Origin of the sequence: Amycolatopsis sp. GM8 (assembly GCF_021653975.1) — a bacterium.
Taxonomy (GTDB): Bacteria; Actinomycetota; Actinomycetes; order Mycobacteriales; family Pseudonocardiaceae; genus Amycolatopsis_E.
In genome coordinates this window covers 820,671-842,847 of the sequence record NZ_JAJKFK010000003.1, presented here as the reverse complement: position 1 = coordinate 842,847, position 22,177 = coordinate 820,671, and the positions used below count along the sequence as shown (strand labels likewise).

Annotated in this window: 20 protein-coding genes; 13 read left to right on the top strand and 7 right to left on the bottom strand. The window is 68.9% G+C overall.

The features are described 5' to 3' along the window. Positions 1-17 precede the first annotated feature (17 nt). Both LOZ83_RS17350 and LOZ83_RS17345 read right to left on the bottom strand, forming a co-directional pair. On the bottom strand, positions 18-788 hold the full coding sequence (locus LOZ83_RS17350) for a crotonase/enoyl-CoA hydratase family protein (RefSeq protein WP_236791808.1): 771 nt from the start codon (positions 786-788) through the stop codon (positions 18-20). 4 nt (positions 789-792) lie between these two features. Next, a complete protein-coding gene (locus LOZ83_RS17345; RefSeq protein WP_236791807.1) occupies positions 793-1,716 on the bottom strand; it encodes an SDR family NAD(P)-dependent oxidoreductase in 924 nt (307 codons plus the stop codon). Positions 1,717-1,917: 201 nt separating this feature from the next. Between LOZ83_RS17345 and LOZ83_RS17340 the strand changes: the two genes are divergently transcribed. Then, on the top strand, positions 1,918-2,835 hold the full coding sequence (locus LOZ83_RS17340; protein WP_236791806.1) for an SDR family NAD(P)-dependent oxidoreductase: 918 nt from the start codon (positions 1,918-1,920) through the stop codon (positions 2,833-2,835). Between the two features lie 56 nt (positions 2,836-2,891). Here LOZ83_RS17340 and LOZ83_RS17335 read toward each other — a convergent pair whose 3' ends face one another. Further along, positions 2,892-3,926 carry an alpha/beta hydrolase gene (locus LOZ83_RS17335; protein WP_236791805.1) on the bottom strand — a complete coding sequence of 345 codons (1,035 nt, stop codon included), beginning with the start codon at positions 3,924-3,926 and terminating at the stop codon, positions 2,892-2,894. A 144-nt stretch (positions 3,927-4,070) separates the two neighbouring features. On the opposite strand from LOZ83_RS17335, the gene LOZ83_RS17330 reads away from it, so the two are divergent. Both LOZ83_RS17330 and LOZ83_RS17325 read left to right on the top strand, forming a co-directional pair. Then, entirely contained in the window at positions 4,071-4,940 is an 870-nt protein-coding gene (locus LOZ83_RS17330) for a PaaX family transcriptional regulator C-terminal domain-containing protein (protein WP_236791804.1), read from the top strand. Between the two features lie 174 nt (positions 4,941-5,114). After that, a complete protein-coding gene (locus tag LOZ83_RS17325; protein ID WP_236791803.1) occupies positions 5,115-6,677 on the top strand; it encodes an MFS transporter in 1,563 nt (520 codons plus the stop codon). On the opposite strand, the gene LOZ83_RS17320 is transcribed toward LOZ83_RS17325, so the two are convergent. Further along, positions 6,667-7,119, bottom strand: coding sequence for an HPP family protein (locus LOZ83_RS17320; RefSeq protein WP_236791802.1), 453 nt, complete (start codon positions 7,117-7,119; stop codon positions 6,667-6,669). The genes LOZ83_RS17325 and LOZ83_RS17320 overlap by 11 nt on opposite strands. 16 nt (positions 7,120-7,135) lie before the next feature. After that, positions 7,136-9,307 carry a molybdopterin-dependent oxidoreductase gene (locus LOZ83_RS17315; RefSeq protein WP_236791801.1) on the bottom strand — a complete coding sequence of 724 codons (2,172 nt, stop codon included), beginning with the start codon at positions 9,305-9,307 and terminating at the stop codon, positions 7,136-7,138. Positions 9,308-9,564: 257 nt separating this feature from the next. Here LOZ83_RS17315 and LOZ83_RS17310 point away from each other — a divergent pair, with 257 nt between their 5' ends. The 4 genes from LOZ83_RS17310 to LOZ83_RS17295 all read left to right on the top strand — a co-directional run bounded on the left by LOZ83_RS17310 (position 9,565) and on the right by LOZ83_RS17295 (position 14,294). After that, on the top strand, positions 9,565-10,875 hold the full coding sequence (locus tag LOZ83_RS17310) for an MFS transporter (RefSeq protein WP_236791800.1): 1,311 nt from the start codon (positions 9,565-9,567) through the stop codon (positions 10,873-10,875). Continuing rightward, positions 10,872-13,061: a molybdopterin-dependent oxidoreductase gene (locus LOZ83_RS17305; RefSeq protein WP_236791799.1), complete on the top strand. Its 2,190-nt coding sequence runs from the start codon at positions 10,872-10,874 to the stop codon at positions 13,059-13,061. The genes LOZ83_RS17310 and LOZ83_RS17305 overlap by 4 nt, the downstream gene beginning before the upstream one ends. A 196-nt stretch (positions 13,062-13,257) precedes the next feature. Further along, positions 13,258-13,848, top strand: a complete 591-nt coding sequence (locus LOZ83_RS17300) for a TetR/AcrR family transcriptional regulator (RefSeq protein ID WP_236791798.1) — start codon at positions 13,258-13,260, stop codon at positions 13,846-13,848. After that, positions 13,845-14,294, top strand: a complete 450-nt coding sequence (locus LOZ83_RS17295) for a nuclear transport factor 2 family protein (protein ID WP_236791797.1) — start codon at positions 13,845-13,847, stop codon at positions 14,292-14,294. The genes LOZ83_RS17300 and LOZ83_RS17295 overlap by 4 nt, the downstream gene beginning before the upstream one ends. On the opposite strand, the gene tcuA is transcribed toward LOZ83_RS17295, so the two are convergent. Both tcuA and LOZ83_RS17285 read right to left on the bottom strand, forming a co-directional pair. Then, positions 14,291-15,658 carry an FAD-dependent tricarballylate dehydrogenase TcuA gene (gene tcuA / locus LOZ83_RS17290; protein ID WP_236791796.1) on the bottom strand — a complete coding sequence of 456 codons (1,368 nt, stop codon included), beginning with the start codon at positions 15,656-15,658 and terminating at the stop codon, positions 14,291-14,293. The genes LOZ83_RS17295 and tcuA overlap by 4 nt on opposite strands. A 14-nt stretch (positions 15,659-15,672) precedes the next feature. Next, the gene (locus tag LOZ83_RS17285) at positions 15,673-17,178 is read right to left on the bottom strand and encodes an aldehyde dehydrogenase (protein WP_236791795.1); all 1,506 of its coding nucleotides are present in this window, start codon (positions 17,176-17,178) and stop codon (positions 15,673-15,675) included. A gap of 98 nt (positions 17,179-17,276) precedes the next feature. Here LOZ83_RS17285 and LOZ83_RS17280 point away from each other — a divergent pair, with 98 nt between their 5' ends. From LOZ83_RS17280 to LOZ83_RS17255, 6 genes are all read left to right on the top strand, one after another. Continuing rightward, the gene (locus LOZ83_RS17280) at positions 17,277-17,921 is read left to right on the top strand and encodes a GntR family transcriptional regulator (protein ID WP_236791794.1); all 645 of its coding nucleotides are present in this window, start codon (positions 17,277-17,279) and stop codon (positions 17,919-17,921) included. 105 nt (positions 17,922-18,026) lie between these two features. Then, a complete protein-coding gene (locus LOZ83_RS17275) occupies positions 18,027-18,884 on the top strand; it encodes an FAD:protein FMN transferase (protein ID WP_236791793.1) in 858 nt (285 codons plus the stop codon). Between the two features lie 2 nt (positions 18,885-18,886). After that, positions 18,887-19,384 (top strand): flavin reductase family protein, encoded by a 498-nt coding sequence (locus LOZ83_RS17270; protein WP_236791792.1) that lies wholly within the window; start codon positions 18,887-18,889, stop codon positions 19,382-19,384. 18 nt (positions 19,385-19,402) lie between these two features. After that, positions 19,403-20,452: an ABC transporter substrate-binding protein gene (locus LOZ83_RS17265; protein WP_236791791.1), complete on the top strand. Its 1,050-nt coding sequence runs from the start codon at positions 19,403-19,405 to the stop codon at positions 20,450-20,452. A 32-nt stretch (positions 20,453-20,484) separates the two neighbouring features. Then, positions 20,485-21,324, top strand: a complete 840-nt coding sequence (locus tag LOZ83_RS17260; protein WP_236791790.1) for an ABC transporter ATP-binding protein — start codon at positions 20,485-20,487, stop codon at positions 21,322-21,324. Then, positions 21,324-22,172: an ABC transporter permease gene (locus LOZ83_RS17255; protein ID WP_236791789.1), complete on the top strand. Its 849-nt coding sequence runs from the start codon at positions 21,324-21,326 to the stop codon at positions 22,170-22,172. Before LOZ83_RS17260 ends, LOZ83_RS17255 begins: the two co-directional genes overlap by 1 nt. The last annotated feature ends 5 nt before the right edge of the window (positions 22,173-22,177 follow it).

Sequence of the window (22,177 nt, the reverse complement as noted above, 5' to 3'; positions counted from 1 at the left end):
TGATCGCTCTCCTCGCGTCAGCGCCCCTGCCATTGCGGTGGCCGCTTCTCCGTGAACGCCACGACGCCTTCCTTCGCATCGGCCGAGTCGTAGACCTCGCGCAGCAGCGGTTCCTGCCGTGCATACAACTCCGCTGCCACCGGGCGGCCGAGTTCCGCGACGATGCGCTTGCTGTTCCGCACCGCCAGTGGGGCGTTGTCGGCGATCCGCTCGGCCAGTGTGATCGCCGCGGCTTGCGCACCGCCCGGGTCGACCAGGCCGGCCAGCAGGCCGTAGCGCTCGGCCGTGGCGGCGTCCATCCGCTCACCGGTCAGGGCGAGCCGCATCGCCGCGTGGTAGGGGATGCGGTCCGGCAGCCGGAGCAGGCCGCCGGCGCCCGCGATCAGGCCGCGCCGCACCTCGGGTAGGCCGAACTGGGCGGTCCGGGACGCCACGATCAGGTCGCACGCGAGGACCATCTCGAAACCACCGGCCAGCGCATAGCCCTCCACAGCCGCGATGAGCGGTGTGCGCGGCGGTCGCTCGGTGAGGCCGCCGAAACCGCGGCCCGGGACGATCGGCCGCTCGCCCCGCGCCGCTGCGGCGAGGTCCATGCCGGTGCAGAAGTCGCCATTGCGCCCGGTCAAGATGCCGACACGAAGACCGGCATCGGAATCCAGTTCGTCGAACGCCTCGGCCAGTTGCCGGGCCGTGGCGGCGTCGACCGCGTTGCGCACCGAGGGCCGGTCGATCGCGATGACGAGGATGGTGCCCTGGACCCGCTCAGTGCTGACACCCGGCTCGGTCATGGGCTCAGACCGCCATCCCGCCGCCCATGTCGATCATGGCGCCGTTCATCGCGCTCGCCGCGTCACTGGCGAGGAACGCGACCATGTTCGCGACCTCCTCCGGCAGCTCGTAGCGCTGGATCGCGGTGCGGCCGCGGGGATAGAGCGTCTCCGGGCGGTCGTCGGTCAGCGGGCGGCCGGGCCCCCACATCGAGCCGGCGTTGACCCCCAGTACCTGGATCCCCTGCGGGCCGAGTTCCTTGCCGAGGAACCGGGTGAACTGGCCGAGGCCGGACTTGAGCGCGCCGTACACGGTCAGCCCGGGCATGGCCGAGCTGCCCGCCTCCGACCCGATGTTGATGATCCGGCCGCGGCCCTGGGGCACCATGTGGTCGAGCGCGGCTCGGGTGCAGTACATCGGGCCGGTCAGGGTACCTCGCACGGAGCGGTCGATCTCCTCGCGACCGAAGTTCATGAAGTCGCCGACCACGACGTCCGCCGCGTTGTTGACCAGGATGTCGATGCCGCCCAAGGCTTCCGCGGCCGTCGTCATGACCTGCTGCACGCTGTCCCAGTCCATCACGTCGCCGTGGATGGGGACGACGTTCGTGCCCCACTTCTTGGCGGCAGCGGCGGCGACACCCTCGGCGTCCGGTGCGGACGGGTGCCGCGAGAAGCCCCGCTCGCGCACCTGCTCGGCGCTCAGGTCGACGACGGCGACGTCCGCGCCCAGGCCGGCCAGCCGGTTCACACACGCCTGCCCGAGGTTGATCCCCGCGCCGCCGGTGACGACGGCGCGCCGGCCCCGCAGGTCCAGCAGGTCCGTGACCCGCTTCTCGATCGAGTCGAGCGGAATCCGCGACTCGTCCCACCAGACGGTCTGCGACCCGTTGCCGGCGTCGATGTGGTTCTGAAGCACCTGCAGCAGGAAATGGGTCGCCACGGTCATCCCCTCGGTCGTCGGTCACTGGCACGCCCTCCCACTCTCGGATGCGGTGCCCGCATAGGGCCAGCGCCGCGTCTCGCAGAACAGAACGCGACAGGTTCTGCGAGCCGGGACGCCTTCGTGGATCCCGCCCCCGGGCCGGTGTTTGACTCCGGGCGGAGCTCCCGGGTCCTTGGCCCGGGCCAAGGAAAGGCGGGACGAAGCATGGCCAACGACTATTTCAATTCGCTCTACAACCGCGCCGTCGAGGCGGGGGACAGCCTCGACCTGTTGTGGGACGAGCAGCGGATGCCGTTCGACTCGATCGAGAAGCGGGTCACGGACCTGTTCGACATGCGCGGCCGGAAGGTGGTCATCACCGGCGGGGGCGGGGCCGGGCTCGGGCAGGCCTGTGCCAACCGGTTCGCCGGCCTCGGCGCCGACGTCGCCCTCGTCGACATCAAGGTCGAATCCACCGACTCCACCGGGAGCCTGCCGCAGTACGCCGGACCGGACCCGCACGGGGTGGCCGCCCGGGTGTCGGAGAAGTGGGGGACCCGGGCCTTCGGCGTGTACGGCGACGCGATGGACTGGGACGACATCCAGCGGTGGATGGCGGAGTGCAACGACCTGCTGGGCGGGATCGACGTGCTGGTGAACAGCGCCGTCGACGTCGCCGTGGTGGACTTCGCGACGGCGACCAGGGACGACCTCGACCGGTCCCTGCGGGGGACGATGGCGGGTCCGATGTACGCGAGCCGGGCGGCGCTCGACTACATGATCCCGCAGGGCCGCGGGCACATCGTCAACATCGGCAGTGGTTCCGCGAACATGCCGACCGCGCCGAGGGGCCTGCTCTACGGCACCGGTAAGAGCTGGCTTGCGTCGTTCACGAAGTTCCTCGCGGCCGAGGTGATCCAGCACGGCATCCGCGTGGTCGGGGTCAACCCGGGATCGATGGTGCGCACGAAGGCGAAGATCCCGGCGTTCAACAACATGTGGTTCTACTCGATGATCCGCAACCAGCTGGGCCGCTACCTGCTGCACGAGGAGACGGCGAACGTGGTGGCATTCCTGACCTCGGACGCGGCCAGCGCGATCGTCGGCGAGGTCATCGGGACCGACGGGGGCGCGTCGCTGTAGTCCTGCCGTAACGAGCTGCGGGCCCGCCGTGTGGCGGGCCCGCAGCTCGTTACGGACTAGAGCAGGTTCGCGCGGAGGAACTCGTCGGTGAGGCGTTCGGTCTCCGGACCGACCTCGGGCAGCGCCGCGCCGTGGGCCTGGGGGAAGCGGCGCATCGTCACTGTGACCCCCTCGTCGATCAGGCGGCGGGCGTACGCGATGCCCTCGTCCCGCAGGGGGTCGTAGTCGCCGAGCAGGACCAGGGCGGGGGGCAGCCCGCTGAGGTCGGACGCGTGGACGGGCGAGGCGTACGGCTCGTACGCGTCGGCCTGCGAGGCCAGGTACATCTCCCACATCTCGAGGGCGTTCCGGCGGGTCATGACGTAGCCCTCGGCGAACAGGCGCATCGATTCCGTGCTGCAGCCGCTGTCGACGGCCGGGATGTTGAGCACCTGCCCGGCGATCGCCGGTCCACCGCGGTCCCGGCTCATCAGTGCGACGGCCGCCACCAGGGCGGCACCGGCGCTGCCGCCGCCGATGGCGATCTTGCTCGGGTCGACACCGAGCTCCCCGGCGTTCGACACCGCCCAGGACACCGCCGCGTAGCAGTCCTCGACCGGGAGCGGGAACTTGTGCTCCGGCGCCATCCGGTAGTCCACATCGATGACCACGACGCCGAGTTCCCGGGCCCGGGTGGCGTGCGGCGCGCCGGCGGCCCGCAGCACATCGCCGCCGCCGATCCAGAACCCGCCGCCGTGGAAGTGCAAGTAGACCGGCACGTCCACGGCGCCGGCCGGCCGGTACACGATCGCGTTGATCGACCCGGCCGTGCAGTCGGGGCACCCGGCCCAGCCGCAGGTTCCCGCCACCGGGATGCGGACCTCGGTCACGTCGACCCCGTCGACGGCCGGCGCCCCGGCGGTCGCGGCCCGGATCCGCTCCACCGTCCGGGCCTGCTGCGTCGCACGGCGCTGCGACACCTCGGCGAACCACGCGTCCCGCTCCAGCGGATCGGTGGGTGGCCGCCGGACGGTGGGCGCCTCGTTGCCCTCCAGCAAGGGAGTGATCTGCTCGATGATGTCGCGAAGTTGCGCCTCCGCCACCAGTTTCATGGCGACCGACGATAGTCCACTGTGTAGTGGGTGTCTATATCAGATATCGTATTCCATTCGATAACCGGTTGAAGTGTCTTGGTCGGCGCCCGTCCCGCCGGCGCGCTGCTAATGTGCTCGGCACACCTCTGTGGGGACGAGCGAATGACCACCCAGCACACCCCCGAGCCCGGCGCACGATGGGCCGTCGCTCACCCGAACAGCCTGTTCGCCGAGTTCCTCGCGCTGATCGTGCGGCCGGCGGGCGGCTGGGCGCCGGTGTCGGCGATCGTCGAGCTGATGGCCGAGCTGGGCTTCGACGAGGCGCTCGTCCGCGCGATGGTGTCCCGGCAGAAGCGACGGGGATGGCTGGAACCCGAGAAGCGCGGCCGGATGCGCGGATACCGGCTGAGCGAACTGGCTCTCACCAACATCGCCGAGAGCGACAAGATCGTCTGGCATCCGCGGGAAGAGGCCCGGATCGAGGACGGCTGGGTGCTCGTCACGTTCTCCGTGCCGGAGTCCGCCCGGACCCGGCGCCATCTCCTCCGGTCCCGGCTGGGCAGCCTCGGTTTCGGCGCGATCGGCCCTGGGACCCTCCTCGCGCCGGCCCGGATGGAGGGGCCGATGAACGCGGTCCTGCGCCAGTACGACCTGGGGCGGTTCGTCGACGTGTTCCACGCCAGCCTGCCCTCGGCAGCCGACCCGGCGGAGGTCATCGGGCGCGGCTGGGACCTCGCCGAGCTCAACGACGCCTACCTCGACTTCGTCGAGGTCTATCGGCCGGTGGCGGAGCTCTGGGCCGCGCGCGGTACCGCTGACGGCGGGCGCGACGCCGAGGCGTTCCGGGACTACGTGCTCGCCTTCAATCGGTGGCGACGGCTACCGCTGCGGGATCCGGGGCTGCCGTCGCACCTTCTCGGGGCCGAGTGGGCGGGCCAGGACGCGGGCCGGTTGTTCGAGGACCTCGTGGACATGCTCCGCGACCGTGCGATCGGCTTCGCACGCGGCCGCTGGGCCGCCGACATCCCCTGAGCCCGGCTCAGCTGTAGCGCTTCCTGATCGTCATCGATCCCCAGACCAGTGCCGGTTTCGTGATACGCTAGATATCATATATCGAAACGGGTCCATGCGACTTCGGATCCCCTCTGGGGTGCGCCGCTCGGTCGGCCACAAAGGAGCCGGCTGAGTGAGGAGCGCGGAGTAGCGATGGTGGCCGGATCCGGTTCCACCGAGCTGACGATGGACACCACACCTCAGCGCATGTCCCCACGGCGCCTGAGGGTGGCCTTGACGGGGCTGATGCTCGCACTGTTCGTCTCGATGTTGTCGAGCACGATCGTGTCCAACGCGCTCCCGCGCATCATCGGCGACCTCGGCGGGAACCAGACGGGCTACTCATGGGTCGTCGTCGCCACCCTCCTCGCCCTGACGGCGACGACGCCGATCTGGGGGAAGCTCGCCGATCTGTTCGACAAGCTGCTCCTGATCCAGGCGGCGATGCTGCTGTACGTCGCCGGGTCGCTGGTGGGCGCGTTCTCACACTCCATGACCGTCCTGCTGGTGGCCCGAGCCATCCAGGGCATCGGGGCGGGTGGCCTGTCGTCGCTCAGCCTGGTGATCGTGGGGTGGGTCGGGACGCCGAGAGAACGCGCGAGGTTCTCCGGCTACGTCGGGGCCGTGTACGCGGTCGCCACCCTCGCGGGCCCGCTCATCGGTGGGGTGATCGTGGATTCGCCCCTCGGCTGGCGTGGCTGCTTCTTCGCCAGCCTGCCGATCGCGGTCGTCGCGATGGTCCTGCTGCACCTGACCCTTCGCCTGCCGCGGGGCCGTAGCCCGGTCCGCATCGACCTCACCGGGTCGGCACTGGTCGTCACCTCGGTCGGCCTCCTCCTCGTCTGGACGAGCCTGGTCGGCCAGCAGTTCCCCTGGGTCTCGGTGAGTACGGCCTGGATGCTCGGGGGCGGCCTCCTGATCGGTGTCGTCGCGGTGGTCTTCGAGCTCCGGCACCCGGAACCGGTCCTGCCCCTGCGTCTCTTCCGCAACCGCAACGTCCTCCTGGCCACGCTCGCGTCGGGCCTGCTGGCGACCGCCGCGTTCGCCTCGACGCTCTATCCGGCCCAGTACTTCCAGCTCGCCCGCGGGATGAGCCCGCAGGCCGCGGGGCTGATGACGATGACGACCATCGGCGCGTTGGCTCTGGCGAGCGTTGTGTCGGGACGGAAGATCGGGGGGCGGCACTGGCGGGTATGGCTGGTGTCGGGCACGGCAGCCGTCGCACTGGGGCTGGCGCTCCTCGGGACGGTGGACGTCCACACCCACCTGGTGGTGGTGGGGGGCTACCTCGGCGTGCTGGGCCTCGGCCTCGGTCTGACGACGCAGAATCTGGTTGTCGCGGTTCAGAACAACGTCGAGTTGCGCGACCTGGGCGCGGGCAGTGCCATGGCGGGCTTCGCACGGTCGTTCGGTGGAGCGGTCGGCGTGTGCGTGATGGGCGCCGTCCTGTCCGCGAGGACCGCGACGAAGGTCGCCGACGGGTTGCCCGGGTTGGGCCGGACCTCCGGCCCGTTGCCCGAGCAAGGCCGGATCCCGATCCTCGACACGCTGAGTCCGCCGGTGCGCGAGCTGTACAGCAGTGCCTACGGGACGGCCTTCGGCGACGCGTTCCTGGTGATCACCCCGCTTGCCGCGCTCTCCATCGTGTGCGTTTTCCTGTTGCGGCCGGCGATCCGCTCAGAAGGGCCGCCGATGCCCCCCGAGATCACCGCCTAGGTGTCGAAGGGAACCGGTCTTGAGGCAGGGGAGCGGGAACCGTCCCGCCTCTCTCCTGCGCCCGGGCCCGCACGCCGTCGTCGTCGCAATAGCCGCGACGACTGCGCTTGAGGCACACGAGCCCCAGCAGACGGCCGTGGTCGTCGACGACGGCGAGCCGGCGACGGGTGCTGCCGAGGAGGCGGGCGATCGCGGTCACTGGGGTCGTCGCGGAGACCGTGCGGCCCTCCAGCCGGCCGCACGCGGACGCGAAGGACGAGTCGTCCAGTCCGGGGGTCAGGTCGGCGCGTTCGATGGCGGTGACGAGTCGTCCGTCGCGGTCGACGACGAGGACCAGGTGCACGTGGTCGTTTTCGAACTCGGCCCGCACGTGGGCGATGCGCGCGTCCGCCCCCAGTCTCTTGGGGACGGTCACCATGATGTGCCGCGCCTGCAGCGTCATCGGGCGGGCCCGGCGCTCACCCGGCCCCGCCGAGCGCCGTCACGCGGATCGGGATGTTGCTCATCCGGGGCTGACCCGAGTACGGATCGAATGCCACGTCGTCGGCGATCAGCCGCCCGATGCTGGTTCCGTGGCGCCACACGTCGTCGTCCTCGCCGGGCAGGTCACCGAAGGAATGGGTCATCGACACCGTACCCGGTCGCATCGTCGGATCCGAGTCGGCGACCGCGACGACGGCGGCCCGCGGCGAGCGGATCTCGACGAGGGTGCCCGCCGCGATGCCCAGCGCCGCGAGATCGCCGGGATGGAAGTTCGCCCGGTTGTGGGCCGGTTTGCCGGGTGGCGCCGCCAACGTGGGGGAGTTCATGACATACGGCAGCCGGCGCGAGAGCAGGCGAAGCGGAAAGGCTTCATCCTCCGGATCCCGCGCGCTCGTCAATGTCGCAGCGAGGTCGCCCATCATCGTCTCGTTCCCGACGTCCAGCCGTCCCGTCCAGCCGGCTTCCTTGGGTGCCACGAAGACGGCCGGCTCGGGGAAGAGCGCCCCTTGCGGATGCTTCCGAACCTCTTCGAGGGGGATCCGCGAGCCGGCGTGCACGATCTCCATCAGCGCGCCGGCGTCACCCGCGCCGTCCATGTCGAGGGGGGTCGGTTCGGACCCGTCGGGGACCAGGCCGTCGAAGGTGAGCTCGAGACCGAGGCGCTGGGCGAGGAGGTAGAAGAACCGCCACTGCTCGATCACGTCGGCTCCGGGCGGTGGCTCGACCACCGCGTCGGTGTACTGGCCGAACGGCTCGGGCAGCCCGGCGCCGACCGTGTACTCCGCCATCCGTTGCATGAAACCGTTCGTGCCGGGCATCTCGTACGGGAGCCGGGCGGCGATGACGTAGTCCGCGAGCCTGGCCGTCGGCGACATCTGGACATCGACCTGGACCAGCAGTTCCAGGGACCGGAGAGCGTCGACCACCTTGAGCTGATCCGGGATGCACTTGGCGGGATTGGCGCCGGTGCTGATCATCGCCCGGACCTGGCCCGCACCCGGGGTCAGGATCTCGTCGGCCAGCGCGCTCGTCGGCATCCCCGCCCGCGACGCGGTGAGCCCTCGCACGCGCAGCTTCTCGGGGTTCTCGACGTCCGGGAACGGCGGGCGAGCCTGCGCCCGCGGCTCGGCGGCACTGGTCAGGACGCTCGGGCTCGGGAGGCGCTCGCCGGCGCGCGTCCAGTGGCCGCGGATCGAACTCAGGCAGAGGACGAGGTACTCGACGAGAGGCCCGTGCCCGGACATGTTCGCCCCGGTGCCGGAAGCCCCGTACCCACGAGGAGCGCTGCCGATCAGCCGAGCCGCGGCGGTGAGATCGGCGGCATCGATCCCGGCCCGCCGAGCCACGTACTCGGGAGTGAAGGGAGCGACGGCCGCACGCAGCCGCTCGTAGCCGTCGACGTTCTCCGCGATGAACTCGTGGTCGGCCAGATCCTCGTCGATGATGACGCGGATCATCCCGGCCAGGACGGCCGCGTCCTCGCCGGGCTTGAGCTGGAGGTGGATCGAGGCGCGTTTGGCCGTCTCGGTTTTGCGCGGGTCGAGCACGATGAGGTGGCCGCCCCGCGCTTCGAGCTTCCTGATGGACGACATGGGGAAGCCCGCCGGGCCAACCAGGCTCACGAGCGGGTTGCTGCCCACGACGAGCGCCACATCGGGGTCGCTGAACGCCTGGCTGGGGGCCATCCACGCGCCGTGGAACGACTTGGCGATGGGCTTGCCCGGCTGGTCGATCGTCGACGTCGTGAACAACATCGGCGAGCCGACGGCCCGGATGAAGGACGCGACCATGCTCAGATTGATCGGGTTCTCGAACGGCACGTAGGTGCCCATGAAGAGCGCGAACGCCCGCGGGCCTTCGCGATCGATGACGGCACTGAGCCGGGTGGCGATCTCGTCGATGGCGTCGACGGTCGGGATCCTGGCGAACCGTCCGTCGGGCAGCTTCTTGAGGGAGTGGAGAACTCGCTCGGGGTGGTTGTAAAGGGCGACATGAGAGCGGCCCTTGACGCACGTGTAGCCGCGGTAGATTTCGTTGCCGGCCGCACCCGTGATGCGCTGCACGGCCCCGTCGGCGATGTGGACGTCGACCGGGCAGAAGTTCTGGCAGACCCGGCAGAAAGACGGTTTGCGCTCCACTGTGGCCATCTCGCTCTTTCCCTTGCTGCCGTTGAAAGTCGAGCCGGATCCCGCGCCATAGCATAGCAGTCTGTTGACGATCGCAACATGGACCGTCATACTGATGATTACATCGCGGCCACCCACTCGTACGCTCGCTTTCACCTCGGCGCGGCCAATAAGCCTGCGACGGGACGTTCGATCCGACCGAAGACCCACCGGCTTGGAGTTCGATTCCCCTACCTCAATTACGCAGCTGAACCAGCTACGCCTTAGGAGTGATGAGAATGAACTCGCCCGTTTCGGCCGCCACCGTGAGTAGAACGAAGGAACCGATCCCGCCCGTGGCGCGTCGCGCCGCCGTCGCCGGAGCCGTCGGTACGTTCGTCGAGTACTACGACTACGGCCTCTACGGTGTGTTGACCGTCTACCTCGCGCCGTTGTTCTTCCCGGCCGGTAACGCGGCGTCGTCCATCCTGGTCAGCCTGGGCGTTTTCGGACTGGGCTACGTCGCGCGCCCGATCGGCGGACTGGTCCTCGGCCGGCTGGGCGACAGTCGCGGGCGGCGGACGGCGCTGCTGGCCTCCGTCCTGCTGATGGGCCTGGCGACCAGCCTTGTCGGCGTGCTCCCCACCCACGCCACAGCGGGGATCGCGGCCTCGATCCTGCTGGTGTTCCTGCGGCTCGCCCAAGGCTTCTCCGCCGGGGCTGAGGTACTCGGGTCCGTCACCTATGTCCTCGAATCCGCGCCTCCATCCCGCCGTGGTTTCCTGGCCTCACTGACGCCGCTCGGCTCCACACTGGGCGGCGCGACGGGTGCTCTGATCGGTGCGCTGACCAGCCTGACCGTGTCCAAGGCGACGATGCTCGACTACGGCTGGCGGATCCCGTTCCTCGTCGCGATTCCGCTGAGCCTGCTCGCCTTCCTGGCCCGGCGCCGGATCGAGGATTCGCCCGAGTTCCTCGATCTGGTGGCCCGCAAGGAAACCTCGCGAACACCGCTGCGCACTCTCTTCAGCCAGCACCGCGGTCCGCTGCTGCTGGGATGCGGGCTGGCGCTCGGGGTCAACGCCGTCTCCGGGATGGCCGGCTGGCTGACCACCTACCTGGCGGCAACACGACAGTTGCCGGCGACTCCCATCATTTTCGTGTACGGGATCGCGACCCTGCTCGCCGCCGTGGGCTCTCCGATCGCCGGTCGCCTGATCGACCGCTTCGGCCATACGAGAGTCATGGTGGCCACGTTCGCGGCGTTCCTGGTGCTGTCGGTTCCCATTCTCTGGCTGCTCGGAACCGCGACGGCCCCGGGCATTCTGTTCATCGGAGTCGCCGTCTACCTCATGCTCGTAGCCTTTTTGACCGCGCCCGCGTACGCCTATCTCGCCGAGCTGTTCTCGACGGACGTGCGATTCTCCGGATCGAACTTCGCGCAGAACGTGGGTGTCTGTATCGCCGGTGGCACCACGCCGCTGATCGCCGGGGCGCTGGTGGTGGGGACGGGTTCCGCGCTCAGTCCGGCCATCTGGGTCGGCGCGGCTTGCCTGCTCGCGCTCGGCACGCTGTTCGCGGCCTCGAGGACGGCCAAGGCTCCCGCATGAGCACACACGTTTCCTATTGCCGGCTGTGTCCCGCGATCTGTGGCACGCTGGTCGATGTCACGGACGATAAAATCGTCCGCGTCCGAGCCGACACCACCAACGTTTCTTCGGCCGGTTACAGTTGCGTCAAGGGCCGTAATGCGCCGGCGGCCCATAATCACCAGGATCGAATTTTACACCATCTTCGCAGGCGGTCCGACGGCGAATTCGAAAGAATAAGCCTGCAAACCGCGATCGACGAGATCGGCGAGCGCCTGACGGCGATTTTGGCCGAAACCGGCCCCGAGTCGGTCGGCAGCTATTGGGGCACCTACTCGTGGCGAGCAACGGCGACCCTGCCCATCGCGAAGGCGTGGTGGGAGGCCATCGGGTCACACAAGACCTTCTCGCCGATCACCATCGATCAAGCCTCCAAGACTGTCTCTTATGGACGGACCGGCGCCTATGTGGGAGGTCCGCATCGTCTCGAGGACGCGGATGTGTGGATGGAGGTGGGGGGCAACCAGCTGGTTTCGCTGCAAAGCGCCGGGTGGAGCAACACGAACCCGACCGTCAACCTTCGAGATCAGCGGAAACGTGGTCTGCAGCTCATCGTTGTCGACCCGCGGAGAACGGAGCTGGCCAAGAGCGCCGATATCCATCTCCAGGTCCGGCCGGGCACCGATGCCGTATTGCTGTCCGCATTTCTGCACGTGATCTTCGCCGAAGGGCTTGACCGCCCCGAGTTCTGGGGACGGTACGCGCGAAACGTGGATGTCCTGCGCCGCTATGTCCAGGACATCACGCCCGCGGTCGCGGCAAAGATCTGTGATGTGCCCGAAGAGGCGATTTCCGCCGCCGCGATCATGTTCGGCAAAGGCCGGCGCGGTATGGCCAACGGGCACACGGGAACCGATATGGGACCGGGCGGGAACCCGTGTGAGCACCTGCTCGGCGCGATCAACATCATCTGCGGTCGCTTCGCGGTCGAGGGCGAGCAGGTCAACGCGGCTACGCTGACCGGGCAGGCTGCCGCGCCGCGTGCCCAGGTGATAGGACCTTTCCGGAAATGGGAGTCCGGTTGGCAGAGCCGTCTCGGGTACGGTTTGTTGCCCAGCCCGCATAGCCACTTCGGCGAGCTGCCGGCGACACTACTGGCCGAGGAAATCCTGGCGCCCGGCCAGGACCGCGTACGAGCGCTCTTCTCGATCGGCGGGAATCCGATCAACGCGATACCCGACACGCGCCGGCAGGTGGAGGCGATCGCGGCCCTCGAGCTGATGGTCACCATAGACCCGTTCATGACCGAGACGGCGCGCTTGGCGGATTACATCATCGCGCCCACGATGATGTATGAGCGCGCGGACTTCAATATTCTCAACGGCACGTTCGGTATCTATTCGGACCCGATCGTCCCAGCGCCGGGTGAAACGGTCGACGAATGGGAATTCTTCTGGCGTCTCGGGCGGGCTCAACGGCTCGACATGCGACTCGGTGAAGGCAAGAGCGACGGCATCGGCGCCTTCGCCGCGATTCCTCGTGGGCGGCCCGGTGAACTGAGTGGCGAGCCACCTTCGAGCGACGTTGTGCTCGAGCTGATCGCAGACGATGACCAGCTGCTCGAGCAGCTCAAGAAGCATCCCACCGGGTACGCGCCACCACCGCGGTCGGTCACCGTGCTCGGGCCACTCGATGCCGGCCGGCAAGACCACCTCGATCTCTTTCCGCCCGAGTTCCCCGAAGAAATGGGAGAGCTCAGGCGAATTCTCGACGACTCGGCTCGGCGTCAGTACCGGCTTGTCGTCCGCCGGGCCAAGGAAACGTTCAACGGTACGGGAAAGAACCTTGCCGAGTTGAACAAGGGGGGCACCAATCCGCTCCACATTCACCCCGGCGATTTGGCAGAGTTAGGTCTCGTGTCGGGGGACCGGGTGGCGATCTCGTCCGATCATGGCACGGTGAAGGCGGTGACGCGCTCCGATGACAGCCTCCGCCCAGGCGTCGTCGCCATGACGCACGGCTGGGGCGGACTGGCGGACGAAGACCCGTTCACCCCCGGCGTCGGGGCGAACGTCAACAACCTGACCAGCACGCGCGGCCCCTCGCAACAGGTACTCCGCATGCCGATCATGTCCGCCCTCCCGGTCGATATCGTCCCGATCGGGGACGCCTCCGATGCCCCGAGGGATGCTGCACCGAAGGCGTGAGCGTTTCCCGCGCTGGCGCATGACGAGGTCCGCCGGATCCGCGACACAACGGTGGGCCGGGCGTGCATACCGCCCTGCGCGTCCGCGGCCACCAAGTCCTCCGTCAACCTGTTCTCCACCACCTGCCCCGTCGCCATCCCGGCGACCACACGCGGCCCGCAGCGTACTTGATGGACATGTGTATGATAGTTGACATATGTCAGATAGAACTGTGCCAGGAGCTGGTGAGGCGGCGGTCGATCCGCGGGTAGTGCGGACGCACCGAGCCGTCGATGACGCGGTGCGCGCCTTGGTCGCGGAACGGCAGACGGCCGACATCCCGCTGGCCGACATCGCGCGGCGGGCGGGGTTGAGCCGGCAGACGCTGTACCTCAACTATTCCGACCGGGACTCCGTGATCGCGCACGCCGCGGTCCGCTCAGTGGAGACCGTCATCGGGCGGGGCCGGGCCGAGTGCGCGGAACGCCGGGAGTTGACCGAGACGATCCTGCGTCACCTTCGTGAGCAGGATCGCTTCTACATTCCCGTGTTCGAGCAGCGAAGCGGGCGGTTCTGCGGAGTCCTCGAAGAGTTTTTCGCTTCGCAGAGCCAAAAGAAGCTCGAAGCGGCCAGGGTCGTCGATGCCGCCGTCATCGCGTCCTTCGTGGCGGGCGGCAGTATCACCGTCATCCGGCAGTGGCTCACCGACGTCTCATTCACCGCGGCGTCTCCGGCCGAGATCGCCGGACGACTCGACACGATGATCACCCGGCTCACGGCACGAAACAACCCGAAGGACAGGACATGACGGAGCCAGCTGTGCGGCGGTTGCTCGACGAGCAGGGAATCCGGGACGCGTGCATGCGTTACTGGGCCGGAGTGGACCAGAAAGACGCGGACCTGTTCGGCGCCGCCTTCACCGCCGATGCCGAACTGTCGTTGTTCGGCGGCGAAAACGTCGTGAAGATCGCCGACATGATCGCCGGCGGGAGACTCAGCGGCGGCTACGCGCACACGTGCCATTCACTGGCCAACCAAACGGTGACCGTGACCGGTGATACCGCCACGGCCACCAGTTTCGTGGTCGCCCACCTGATCCCCGACGCGGGCCCGATCCTCGTTCGCGGCCTGCGGTACGAGGACCAGCTGGTGCGGCACGGATCCGGGTGGCGTATCGCACGGCGGGAACATCACACGCTCTGGCAGTACGACGCCGAGCGGGTCGTGCCCCACCTGGCGGGAGAACCGGCCTAGCCGCGCCCGGCGGCACGGCCCGCGACGCGGCCGAACACGATGCCGCGCAGGACCGACGTGCCGCCCGGGTACTTGTCGTGGTAGATGCCGGTGCATTCGCCTGCCGCGTACAGGCCCGGGATCGGGGTGTCCTGCTCGTCCACGACCCGGGCCGCGGCATCGGTTTCCAGGCCACCGAAGGTGAACACGATCGCGCAAGCCACCGGGTAGGCCAGGAACGGCGGTTCGTCCACCCGCAGCGCCCAGTTGGTCTTGGGTGGGGTGAGCCCGTCGGTGTGCTTGCCGTCCGGTACCCGCCAGTCGAACGGACCGTCTACAACGGACTCGTTGAAGGTCGTCACGGTCGCGGCGAGCTTTTCCGCGGGTAGGTCCAGCGCGGCGGCGAGTTCGTCGAGGTTGCCCGCGGAGACCGGTTTCGCGCTCGTCAACAGGCCGCGCTCGCGATCGGTGACCTGCTCGAACTTCCGGTCGGTCACGAAGTACGCGGTCCCGCCGGGCTGCGCCCAGACCTCCCGCGCGGTGCGCTCGTAGGTCTCGTCGACCGTGCCGCGACCCTCGTCCAGGAACCGTTCGGCGTGCTTGTTCACGAGGATCCCGTACGGGAACACCATCACGAGCGCTTCCGGCTGCCCGGACCGCGGATCGACCGGCTCGGCGTGGAAGCTGTCCCACTGGCCGCCGCGCTTCGCGCCGATCTCCAGCGCCATCCGGATACCCTCGCCCTTGTTGAACGGCACGCCGGGCGCGATGGGGATCAACGTGCTGACATCGCCGCCGAGTTCCTTGCCCAGCACGGTTTCGTCGCCCTCGAACCCGCCCGAGGCGATGACCGTCGCGCTCGCGGGGATCGTGTGCGTCCCTTCGGTGTCGCTCACGACCACGCCGGTGACCCGGCCGTTTCCGACCTCCAGCCGCTCGGCCGTGGTCTCGTACCGGAATTCGACGCCGAGCTTTTCCGCCGCCGCCCGCAGGTGGATCAGCAGGCCCTCGCCACCGCCCACCGGCTGGAGGCGGGGCCGGTTGCTGTTGATGAAGTAGGTCGGGAACTTGCGGAACCGCGCGCCGTGCCCCTGGATCCACTCCATGGTCTCCGGCAGCAGTTCGACGAGCGTCTTGCCGTACCAGTCCGGCGTGCGGCCGCCCGAGAACTCGCGCAGATCGTCCACAAAGGACTCACCTGCTTCGTAAACATCCTCCAGCCGCAGATACGCGGACGTCCATTTGCTGTTCCCGCCCGCATCCAGTGACCCGGCGCGGTCCACCACGACGACGTGCGCGCCCTCCTCCGCGGCGGAAACCGCGGCCGACAGGCCCGCGACTCCCGATCCGATCACGACAACCGTGTCCAGCGACGCTGCTGACATGTCCTTGCCCTCTCTCAGGCTCGCGGATTGAACGGGTCCTTGACGCCCTGGCCGGTATCGACCCACACGCTCTTCTCCTCGGTGTACTCGCGCAACGAGTCGGGGCCGTTCTCCCGGCCGAGACCGCTCTGCTTGTACCCGCCGAACGGTGTGGCGTAAGAGGTCTTGCGATAGTTGTTGATCCAGACCGTGCCCGCCCGCAGCCGCCCGGCGACCCGGTGCGCCCGCTGCACGTTCTGCGTCCAGATCCCGGCGGCGAGCCCGAATTCGGTGTCGTTGGCGATGCGTACGGCGTCGTCCTCGTCCCGGAATGGGATGACCGAGGCGATCGGGCCGAAGACCTCCTCGCGGGCGATCTTCATGTCGTTGCTGACGTCGGCGAACACCGTCGGCCGCACGAACAATCCGTCGGGGAAGCCGTCGACCTCTGCCGTCGTGCCGCCCGCGACCAGGCGCGCGCCCTCGGATTTGGCGAGATCCATGTAGTGGCGCACCTTGTCGAACTGCGGCCGGCAGGCGACGGTGCCCATCTCGCTCGCCGGATCGTGCGGGTCGCCCACCTTGATCGCGTCGGCGCGCTCGGCGAGTTCGGCCACCACCCGGTCGTAACTGTTCTCCTGCACGAGGATCCGGGAACCGGCCATGCAGGTCTGCCCGCTGGCGCCGAAGATCCCGGCGATGAGCCCGTTGATCGCGCTGGACACATCGGCGTCGTCGAAGACGATGTTCGGCGATTTCCCGCCGAGTTCGAGGGAGACCCGCTTGAGCGTCTTGCCCGCCTGCGAAGCGATGGCCTGGCCGGTCGCGGTCGAGCCGGTGAACGCGATCTTGTCCACGCCAGGGTGCCCGGTCAGCGCGGTCCCGGACGGGCTGCCGAGCCCGGTGACCACATTGAACACTCCCGGCGGGAGACCGGCCTCGGCGGCGAGTTCGGCGAACCGGATCGCCGACACCGGGGTGACCTCGGACGGTTTGGCGATCACGGTGTTGCCGGCCGCGAGCGCGGGGCCGAGTTTCCACAGCAGCAACAGCAACGGCGAGTTCCACGGCGTGATCGCCGCGACCACGCCGATCGGCTCGCGCACCGTGTAGCTCACCATGTCCTTGACGTGCAAGGGATTCGTCGTGCCGGTCGGCATCTGGGCGAGGCCCGCGTAGTAGTTCAGGTACTCCGGCATCAGCTTGGCCTGCCCGGCCATCTCCCGGATCAGCTTGCCGTTCTCGCGTACCTGCAGCGCCGCCAGTTCGTCGGCGTGGTCGGCGATCGCCTCGCCGAAGCGGATCAGGAACTTGGCGCGGTCGGCCGCGCGGTAGCCGGGCCAGTCGCCGTCCTCGAACGCGCGGCGCGCGGCCGAGACCGCGGTGTCGACGTCCTTCGCGCTCGCGTTCGGGACCTGCGCCCAGACGCGACCCGTCGCGGGGTCGACGACGTCGAGGTACTCGCCCTCGATCGGTGCTGTGCGCTGGTTGTCGATGAACAGGCCGTAGCGGGTGACTTCCGCGGCCGGCGTCGGGGACATGGTGCGCCTTTCGGTTCGGACGGCTACCCGGCCAACCTAGAAGATTGTCCCACAATCGGTCAACCACACAATGTGTGATCGGCGGGTATCCTGTGCGGGTGAAGGTCACCCACGTCGCGGCCCCGGTCCGCCTGCAGGCCGTCGAGGCCATCCGGGCGGAGATCATCAGCGGTGCCCTCGTACCGGGCCAGCGGCTGGTGGAACGCGAACTGTGCGAGCGGCTGGACGTCTCGCGCAACACCATCCGCGAGGCCTGCCGGCAGCTGGAGGCGGAGGGCTTCCTCGTCATCCCGCCGCACAAGGGGCCGGTCGTCGCGCGGCTGACCGACGACGAGGCGCGGGCGATCTACGAGGTGCGCGAGGCACTGGAGTGCTTCGCCGTCCGGCTGTTCGTCGAACGTGCCTCCGATGACGTGGTCGCCCGGCTCGAAGCGGTCCTCGCGAAGTTGCGGGCGGCGCACGAATCCGGCCGGGTCACGCGCATGCTCAGCTCCAAGAACCAGTTCTACGACGTGCTGTATTCGGGCGCGGGCAACGAAATCCTGCACGCGCAGGCGCGCCTGCTGCACGGGCGGCTGGCGCAGTTGCGCGCCCGCTCGCTCAGTCACGACGGCCGCCCCGGCGCGAGTATCGACGAGATCGCGGCCGTCGTCGCGAGGATCGCCGCCCGCGACGCCGACGGCGCGAGCGCCCTGTGGCGGGAACACATCCACAACGCCACCGCGACGGCACTGGCGCACTGATCATTTCGCGCCGTTTTTTCCGGGGTCATGATCGGCCTTGATAAATCGCATCATGAATGACATATTTAGGCCCGCAACGAAGCGACCAGGAAGGAGCTGGTGCATGTGCGCCCGCGTGCTCTTCCACAGGCCGGGCCCCGGGCCGGCACTTCGATCCACTCCTGCACGGTTTTCACGTGCGACATCACGCTCGTCTGCCAGGGCCCGCCCGCGGTCCCGTTCGCTGAGATCGAATGGCGGCTGCGCGAGCTCGACCGCCGGTTCACCCGGTTCACGGCCGACAGCGAGCTTTCGCGGCTCAACGCCGGCGCCGGGCGCTGGCACGACATTTCGCCCGAGCTGCACCGGCTGCTCGCCCACGCGCTGAACGTCGCGATGGCGAGCGACGGGCTGATCAACATCGCGGTCCTGCCGCGGCTGGTGGCCGCGGGCTATCCGGACTCATTGGACGGACCGGCGGTGCCCGCGGTCGATCCCGTGCCGGTGCCGCCGCTGACCTCGGTCCTCGAACTGCGGCGCCGGCAGGCCCGCCTGCAGCCCGGGCACGCCGTCGACCTCGGCGGGCTCGCGAAAGGAGTCTGGGCCGACGACGTCGTTTCGTGGCTCGGTCCCGATTCCGCGGCGAGCCTCGGCGGGGACGTCTCCTGCCGCGGACCGGGACCGCGGGGTGAAGGCTGGCCGGTGGAAACCCCGTCGGGCCAGGTCGTGGTCGTGCGGGACGGCGCGGTCGCCACGAGCGGCACGGCGAAACGCCGCTGGGGCGAAGGGTTGCACCACCTGATCGATCCGCGCACCGGCTGCCCGTCGATGTCCGATGTGGACGAAGCGACCGTCGTGGCCTCGACGGGAGCGTGCGCGGACTGGGTCGCCACGGCGGCCGTGGTCGGTGGAACCGCTGCCGCGCAACGGCTTTCCGCCCGGACCGACGTCCTCGACATCTCGCTACGACCGGTGAAGGAGTGATGATGCGAACTCAGGACCGCGCCGTCGAAGCGGTGCGTTTCCGGCACGCCTTCCGGCAGGTTCCCGCGCCCGTCGCGGTCGTGCTCGTCCGGACCGCCGAGGGCGGGGTAGTGGGCATCACCTGTACCTCCGCGTCGTCGCTCTCGGCGGATCCGCCGATGGCGATGGTGGCGGTCGACGACAAGACCGGCGTCATGCCCCGGATCGAGCAGGCCGGCCGGTTCAGCATCAACTACCTCGCCGCCGACCGGGCGGCGTGGTCGCGGGCGTTCGCGGGGCGGGGCCAGGACATGGCCGCGCTGGCGCACGTCATCGTGCCGGGCCGCACCCCGGTCCCCACACTGGCCACCGGCACGGTGGCGGTGCTCGAATGCGGGCTCGCCGCGGTGCACGACGGGGGCGACCACTCGATTCTGACCGCGCACGTCCTCGAAGCCCGCTTCCAGGCCGACGCGGAACCGCTGATCTACCGGGCGGGCCGGTACGGCACCTTCGGCTAGCAGGGCAAAGGAATCCCTATGAAGAAAATCATCTCCGTCTGCCTGACGGCGCTCACCGTGATCGCACTGGTCGCGGGCTGCGGCGCCGGGCAGCGGGCGGGCGAATCGGGTGGGCTCACCACGATTCGCGTCGGCACCGAAAAGGTCACCTCGGACGCCGGGATCTTCCTGGCCGATCGGCTCGGCTATTTCAAGGAAGCCGGTATCCAGATCGACTACCAGCGCCTCAACGACGCGCCGAGTATCACCAACGCGCTGGCGACCGGGCATCTGGAGGTGGCGGGCGCGTCACTGGCTCCCGGTGTCTTCTCGGCGCTGAACCGGGACATCGAGATCCGCGTCGTCGGGGACAAGCAGAGTTCCCGCCCCGGCGTGTCCGCGACACAGTTCGCCGTGCGATCCGAGTACGCCAGGCCGACCCTCGACGCGACCCTGCAGGCGCTGCGCGGCAAGAAGATCGCCGTCCACAGTAAACTGTCCATTCAGGTCTTCATGCTGAGTAATTTCCTGCAACGGCACGGGATGTCGCTGTCGGACTTCCAGGTGACCCCGGTCCTGTCACCGGACCAGATCGGCGCGCTCAAGGGAAATTCGGTCGACGCCGCGGTCATGCTCGAGCCGTACCTCACCGAGGCCGTCGAGGCGGGCATCGTCAAACCGGCGAGCGACCTGACCGAGGCGGCGCCGCCGGACGGCGAGGTGCTGACCGGGTTGCTCTACGGCAAGGAACTGCTGGAGAACCGTCAGCTGGGCACCGCGTTCATGGTCGCCTACATGCGCGGGGTGCGCGCCTACAACGACGCGATGTTCCACGACAAGAACAAGCAGCAGGCCGAGCAGATCATCGCGGACGAGTCGAACACCCCGCTGGACCTGGTGCAGAAGACCAACCCGAGCGGGCTCGACCCGGAGCAGCGGCTCGACCCGGCCTATCTCGACCGGCTGCAGCAGTTCTATGTGCAGCAAGGAACCCTGACGAAAGCCGTCAAGTCCACCGACGTGATCGACACGTCCTACGCCGACGCCGCCCGCACGCAACTCGGCCCGTACAAGCCCCCGGCGCCCTGACAGCGCCCGTCCCGAATCGCAAGGAGGACAGGATGATGGACCGCAACGCCGCGCCGGCCGTCCGGATCCGGAATCTGACGAAGGTGTTCCTGAGCCGCAAGAACGAGGCGGTGCACGCGCTCGACGGCATCGAACTCGACGTGCACCAGGGCGAGGTCGTCGCGATCATCGGGCCGAGCGGGTGCGGGAAGAGTTCGTTCCTGCGCATCCTCGCCGGCCTCGACCGGACCTACGACGGCGAGGTGGACTGGCAGCTGACCGCCGGCGCCCGGAAGGAGGGGCGGCTCACCAGCGCCACGGTGTTCCAGACCGACTCGACGCTGCCCTGGCTGACGGTCGAGGAGAACGTCCACATCGGACTCAGCAAGCTGCGGCTGGCCCGCCGTGAGATCGACGAGCGCACCGCCGACGTGCTCCGGCTCGTCGGGCTGGCCGAGTTCCCGAAGGCGTTCCCGCACGAGCTGTCCGGTGGCATGCGGCAACGTGTCGCGATCGCCCGCGCGCTGGCCACCCGCCCGCACCTGCTGCTGATGGACGAGCCGCTCGCCGCGCTGGACGCCCAGACCCGGCTGGTGATGCAGCAGGAACTGCTGACGATCTGGCGGCAGACCAATTCGACCGTCTTCTACGTGACGCACGACATCGAGGAGGCGGTCACCGTCGCGGACCGGGTCGTGGTGCTTTCCGCGCGCCCGGGCCGGATCCGGATGACCCGCGAGGTCGCCACCACGAAGTCGAGCGTCACGGAGCTGCGCCGCGAAACGGCGTTCGGCGATCTCGTCGTCGAACTGTGGGACGTGATCGCGAACGAGGTCGGCGTCTCGCTGTCGCCGGCGGATACCGCCGAACCGACGAAGGTGGGGGCCGCGTGATGACCACCCAGAGCATGTCGCGGATGGTGGCCTCCGCCGACGTGACCGAATCCGCCGACCGGTTGCGCCGCGGCCAGGCGCGGGAGCGGGCCAAGCGCCGGGCCTGGGCCATCCTGACCCCGCTCGTGCTGTTGTGCCTGTGGGAACTGGCCAGCCGGACCGGCCTCTTGGACGAGCGGTTCTTCCCGTCCCCGACGGGCATCCTGGCCGACGCCGCGCGGTTGCTGATCCAGCCGGACCGGCGGGCGGACCTGCTGACGAACCTCGGCGAGTCTGGTATCCGGCTCGGTATCGGGTTCGTGATCGGGGCGGTGACCGGGCTCGCGGCGGGCCTCGCGACCGGGCTGCACGCGGTGACCCGGTACGCGCTCAGCGCACTGATCAACGGGATCTACCCGCTGCCCAAGCTCGCGCTGTTCCCGTTGATGCTGATCTTCTTCGGGATCGGCGACACCAGCATCATCGCGCTGGTCGCGCTGGGCGTGTTCTTCATGGTGTGCATCAACACCGCCGCCGGGGTGATCTACTCGAACCCGGTGTACCGCGACGTCGCCACCGCGTTCGAACTGCCGCGGCTGGTGCGGTTGCGGAAGATCATCCTGCCCGCCGCGATCCCGTCGGTCGTCAGCGGCCTGCGGCTCGGGTTCGGGCAGGCGCTGATCATCGTCGTGTCGACGGAGTTCGTCTCCGGCGACGGCGGGATCGGTTATCTCATCTGGAATTCCTGGCAGATACTCGACGTGTCGGTGATGTTCGTCGGCCTGGCCATCGTGGGGCTGACGGGCTGGCTCGCGTCGGCGGCGATCAGCAGGCTGGGCCGGATGCTCGCCCCGTGGCAAGCGGACTGAGGAAG

Bases quoted from the DNA above. Each gene is read 5' to 3' on its own strand.
- LOZ83_RS17320 (WP_236791802.1), bottom strand. From the start codon at position 7,119: ATGACGCTGCAGGCGCGGCACATCATGGTGACCGTCCCCAAGAGACTG.
- LOZ83_RS17285 (WP_236791795.1), bottom strand. From the start codon at position 17,178: ATGTCCCCGACGCCGGCCGCGGAAGTCACCCGCTACGGCCTGTTCATC.
- LOZ83_RS17350 (WP_236791808.1), bottom strand. From the start codon at position 788: ATGACCGAGCCGGGTGTCAGCACTGAGCGGGTCCAGGGCACCATCCTC.
- LOZ83_RS17300 (WP_236791798.1), top strand. From the start codon at position 13,258: ATGTCAGATAGAACTGTGCCAGGAGCTGGTGAGGCGGCGGTCGATCCG.
- LOZ83_RS17345 (WP_236791807.1), bottom strand. From the start codon at position 1,716: ATGACCGTGGCGACCCATTTCCTGCTGCAGGTGCTTCAGAACCACATC.
- LOZ83_RS17265 (WP_236791791.1), top strand. From the start codon at position 19,403: ATGAAGAAAATCATCTCCGTCTGCCTGACGGCGCTCACCGTGATCGCA.
- tcuA (WP_236791796.1), bottom strand. From the start codon at position 15,658: ATGTCAGCAGCGTCGCTGGACACGGTTGTCGTGATCGGATCGGGAGTC.
- LOZ83_RS17310 (WP_236791800.1), top strand. From the start codon at position 9,565: ATGAACTCGCCCGTTTCGGCCGCCACCGTGAGTAGAACGAAGGAACCG.
- LOZ83_RS17260 (WP_236791790.1), top strand. From the start codon at position 20,485: ATGATGGACCGCAACGCCGCGCCGGCCGTCCGGATCCGGAATCTGACG.
- LOZ83_RS17335 (WP_236791805.1), bottom strand. From the start codon at position 3,926: ATGAAACTGGTGGCGGAGGCGCAACTTCGCGACATCATCGAGCAGATC.
- LOZ83_RS17315 (WP_236791801.1), bottom strand. From the start codon at position 9,307: ATGGCCACAGTGGAGCGCAAACCGTCTTTCTGCCGGGTCTGCCAGAAC.
- LOZ83_RS17270 (WP_236791792.1), top strand. From the start codon at position 18,887: ATGCGAACTCAGGACCGCGCCGTCGAAGCGGTGCGTTTCCGGCACGCC.
- LOZ83_RS17305 (WP_236791799.1), top strand. From the start codon at position 10,872: ATGAGCACACACGTTTCCTATTGCCGGCTGTGTCCCGCGATCTGTGGC.
- LOZ83_RS17255 (WP_236791789.1), top strand. From the start codon at position 21,324: ATGACCACCCAGAGCATGTCGCGGATGGTGGCCTCCGCCGACGTGACC.
- LOZ83_RS17295 (WP_236791797.1), top strand. From the start codon at position 13,845: ATGACGGAGCCAGCTGTGCGGCGGTTGCTCGACGAGCAGGGAATCCGG.
- LOZ83_RS17340 (WP_236791806.1), top strand. From the start codon at position 1,918: ATGGCCAACGACTATTTCAATTCGCTCTACAACCGCGCCGTCGAGGCG.
- LOZ83_RS17325 (WP_236791803.1), top strand. From the start codon at position 5,115: ATGGTGGCCGGATCCGGTTCCACCGAGCTGACGATGGACACCACACCT.
- LOZ83_RS17330 (WP_236791804.1), top strand. From the start codon at position 4,071: ATGACCACCCAGCACACCCCCGAGCCCGGCGCACGATGGGCCGTCGCT.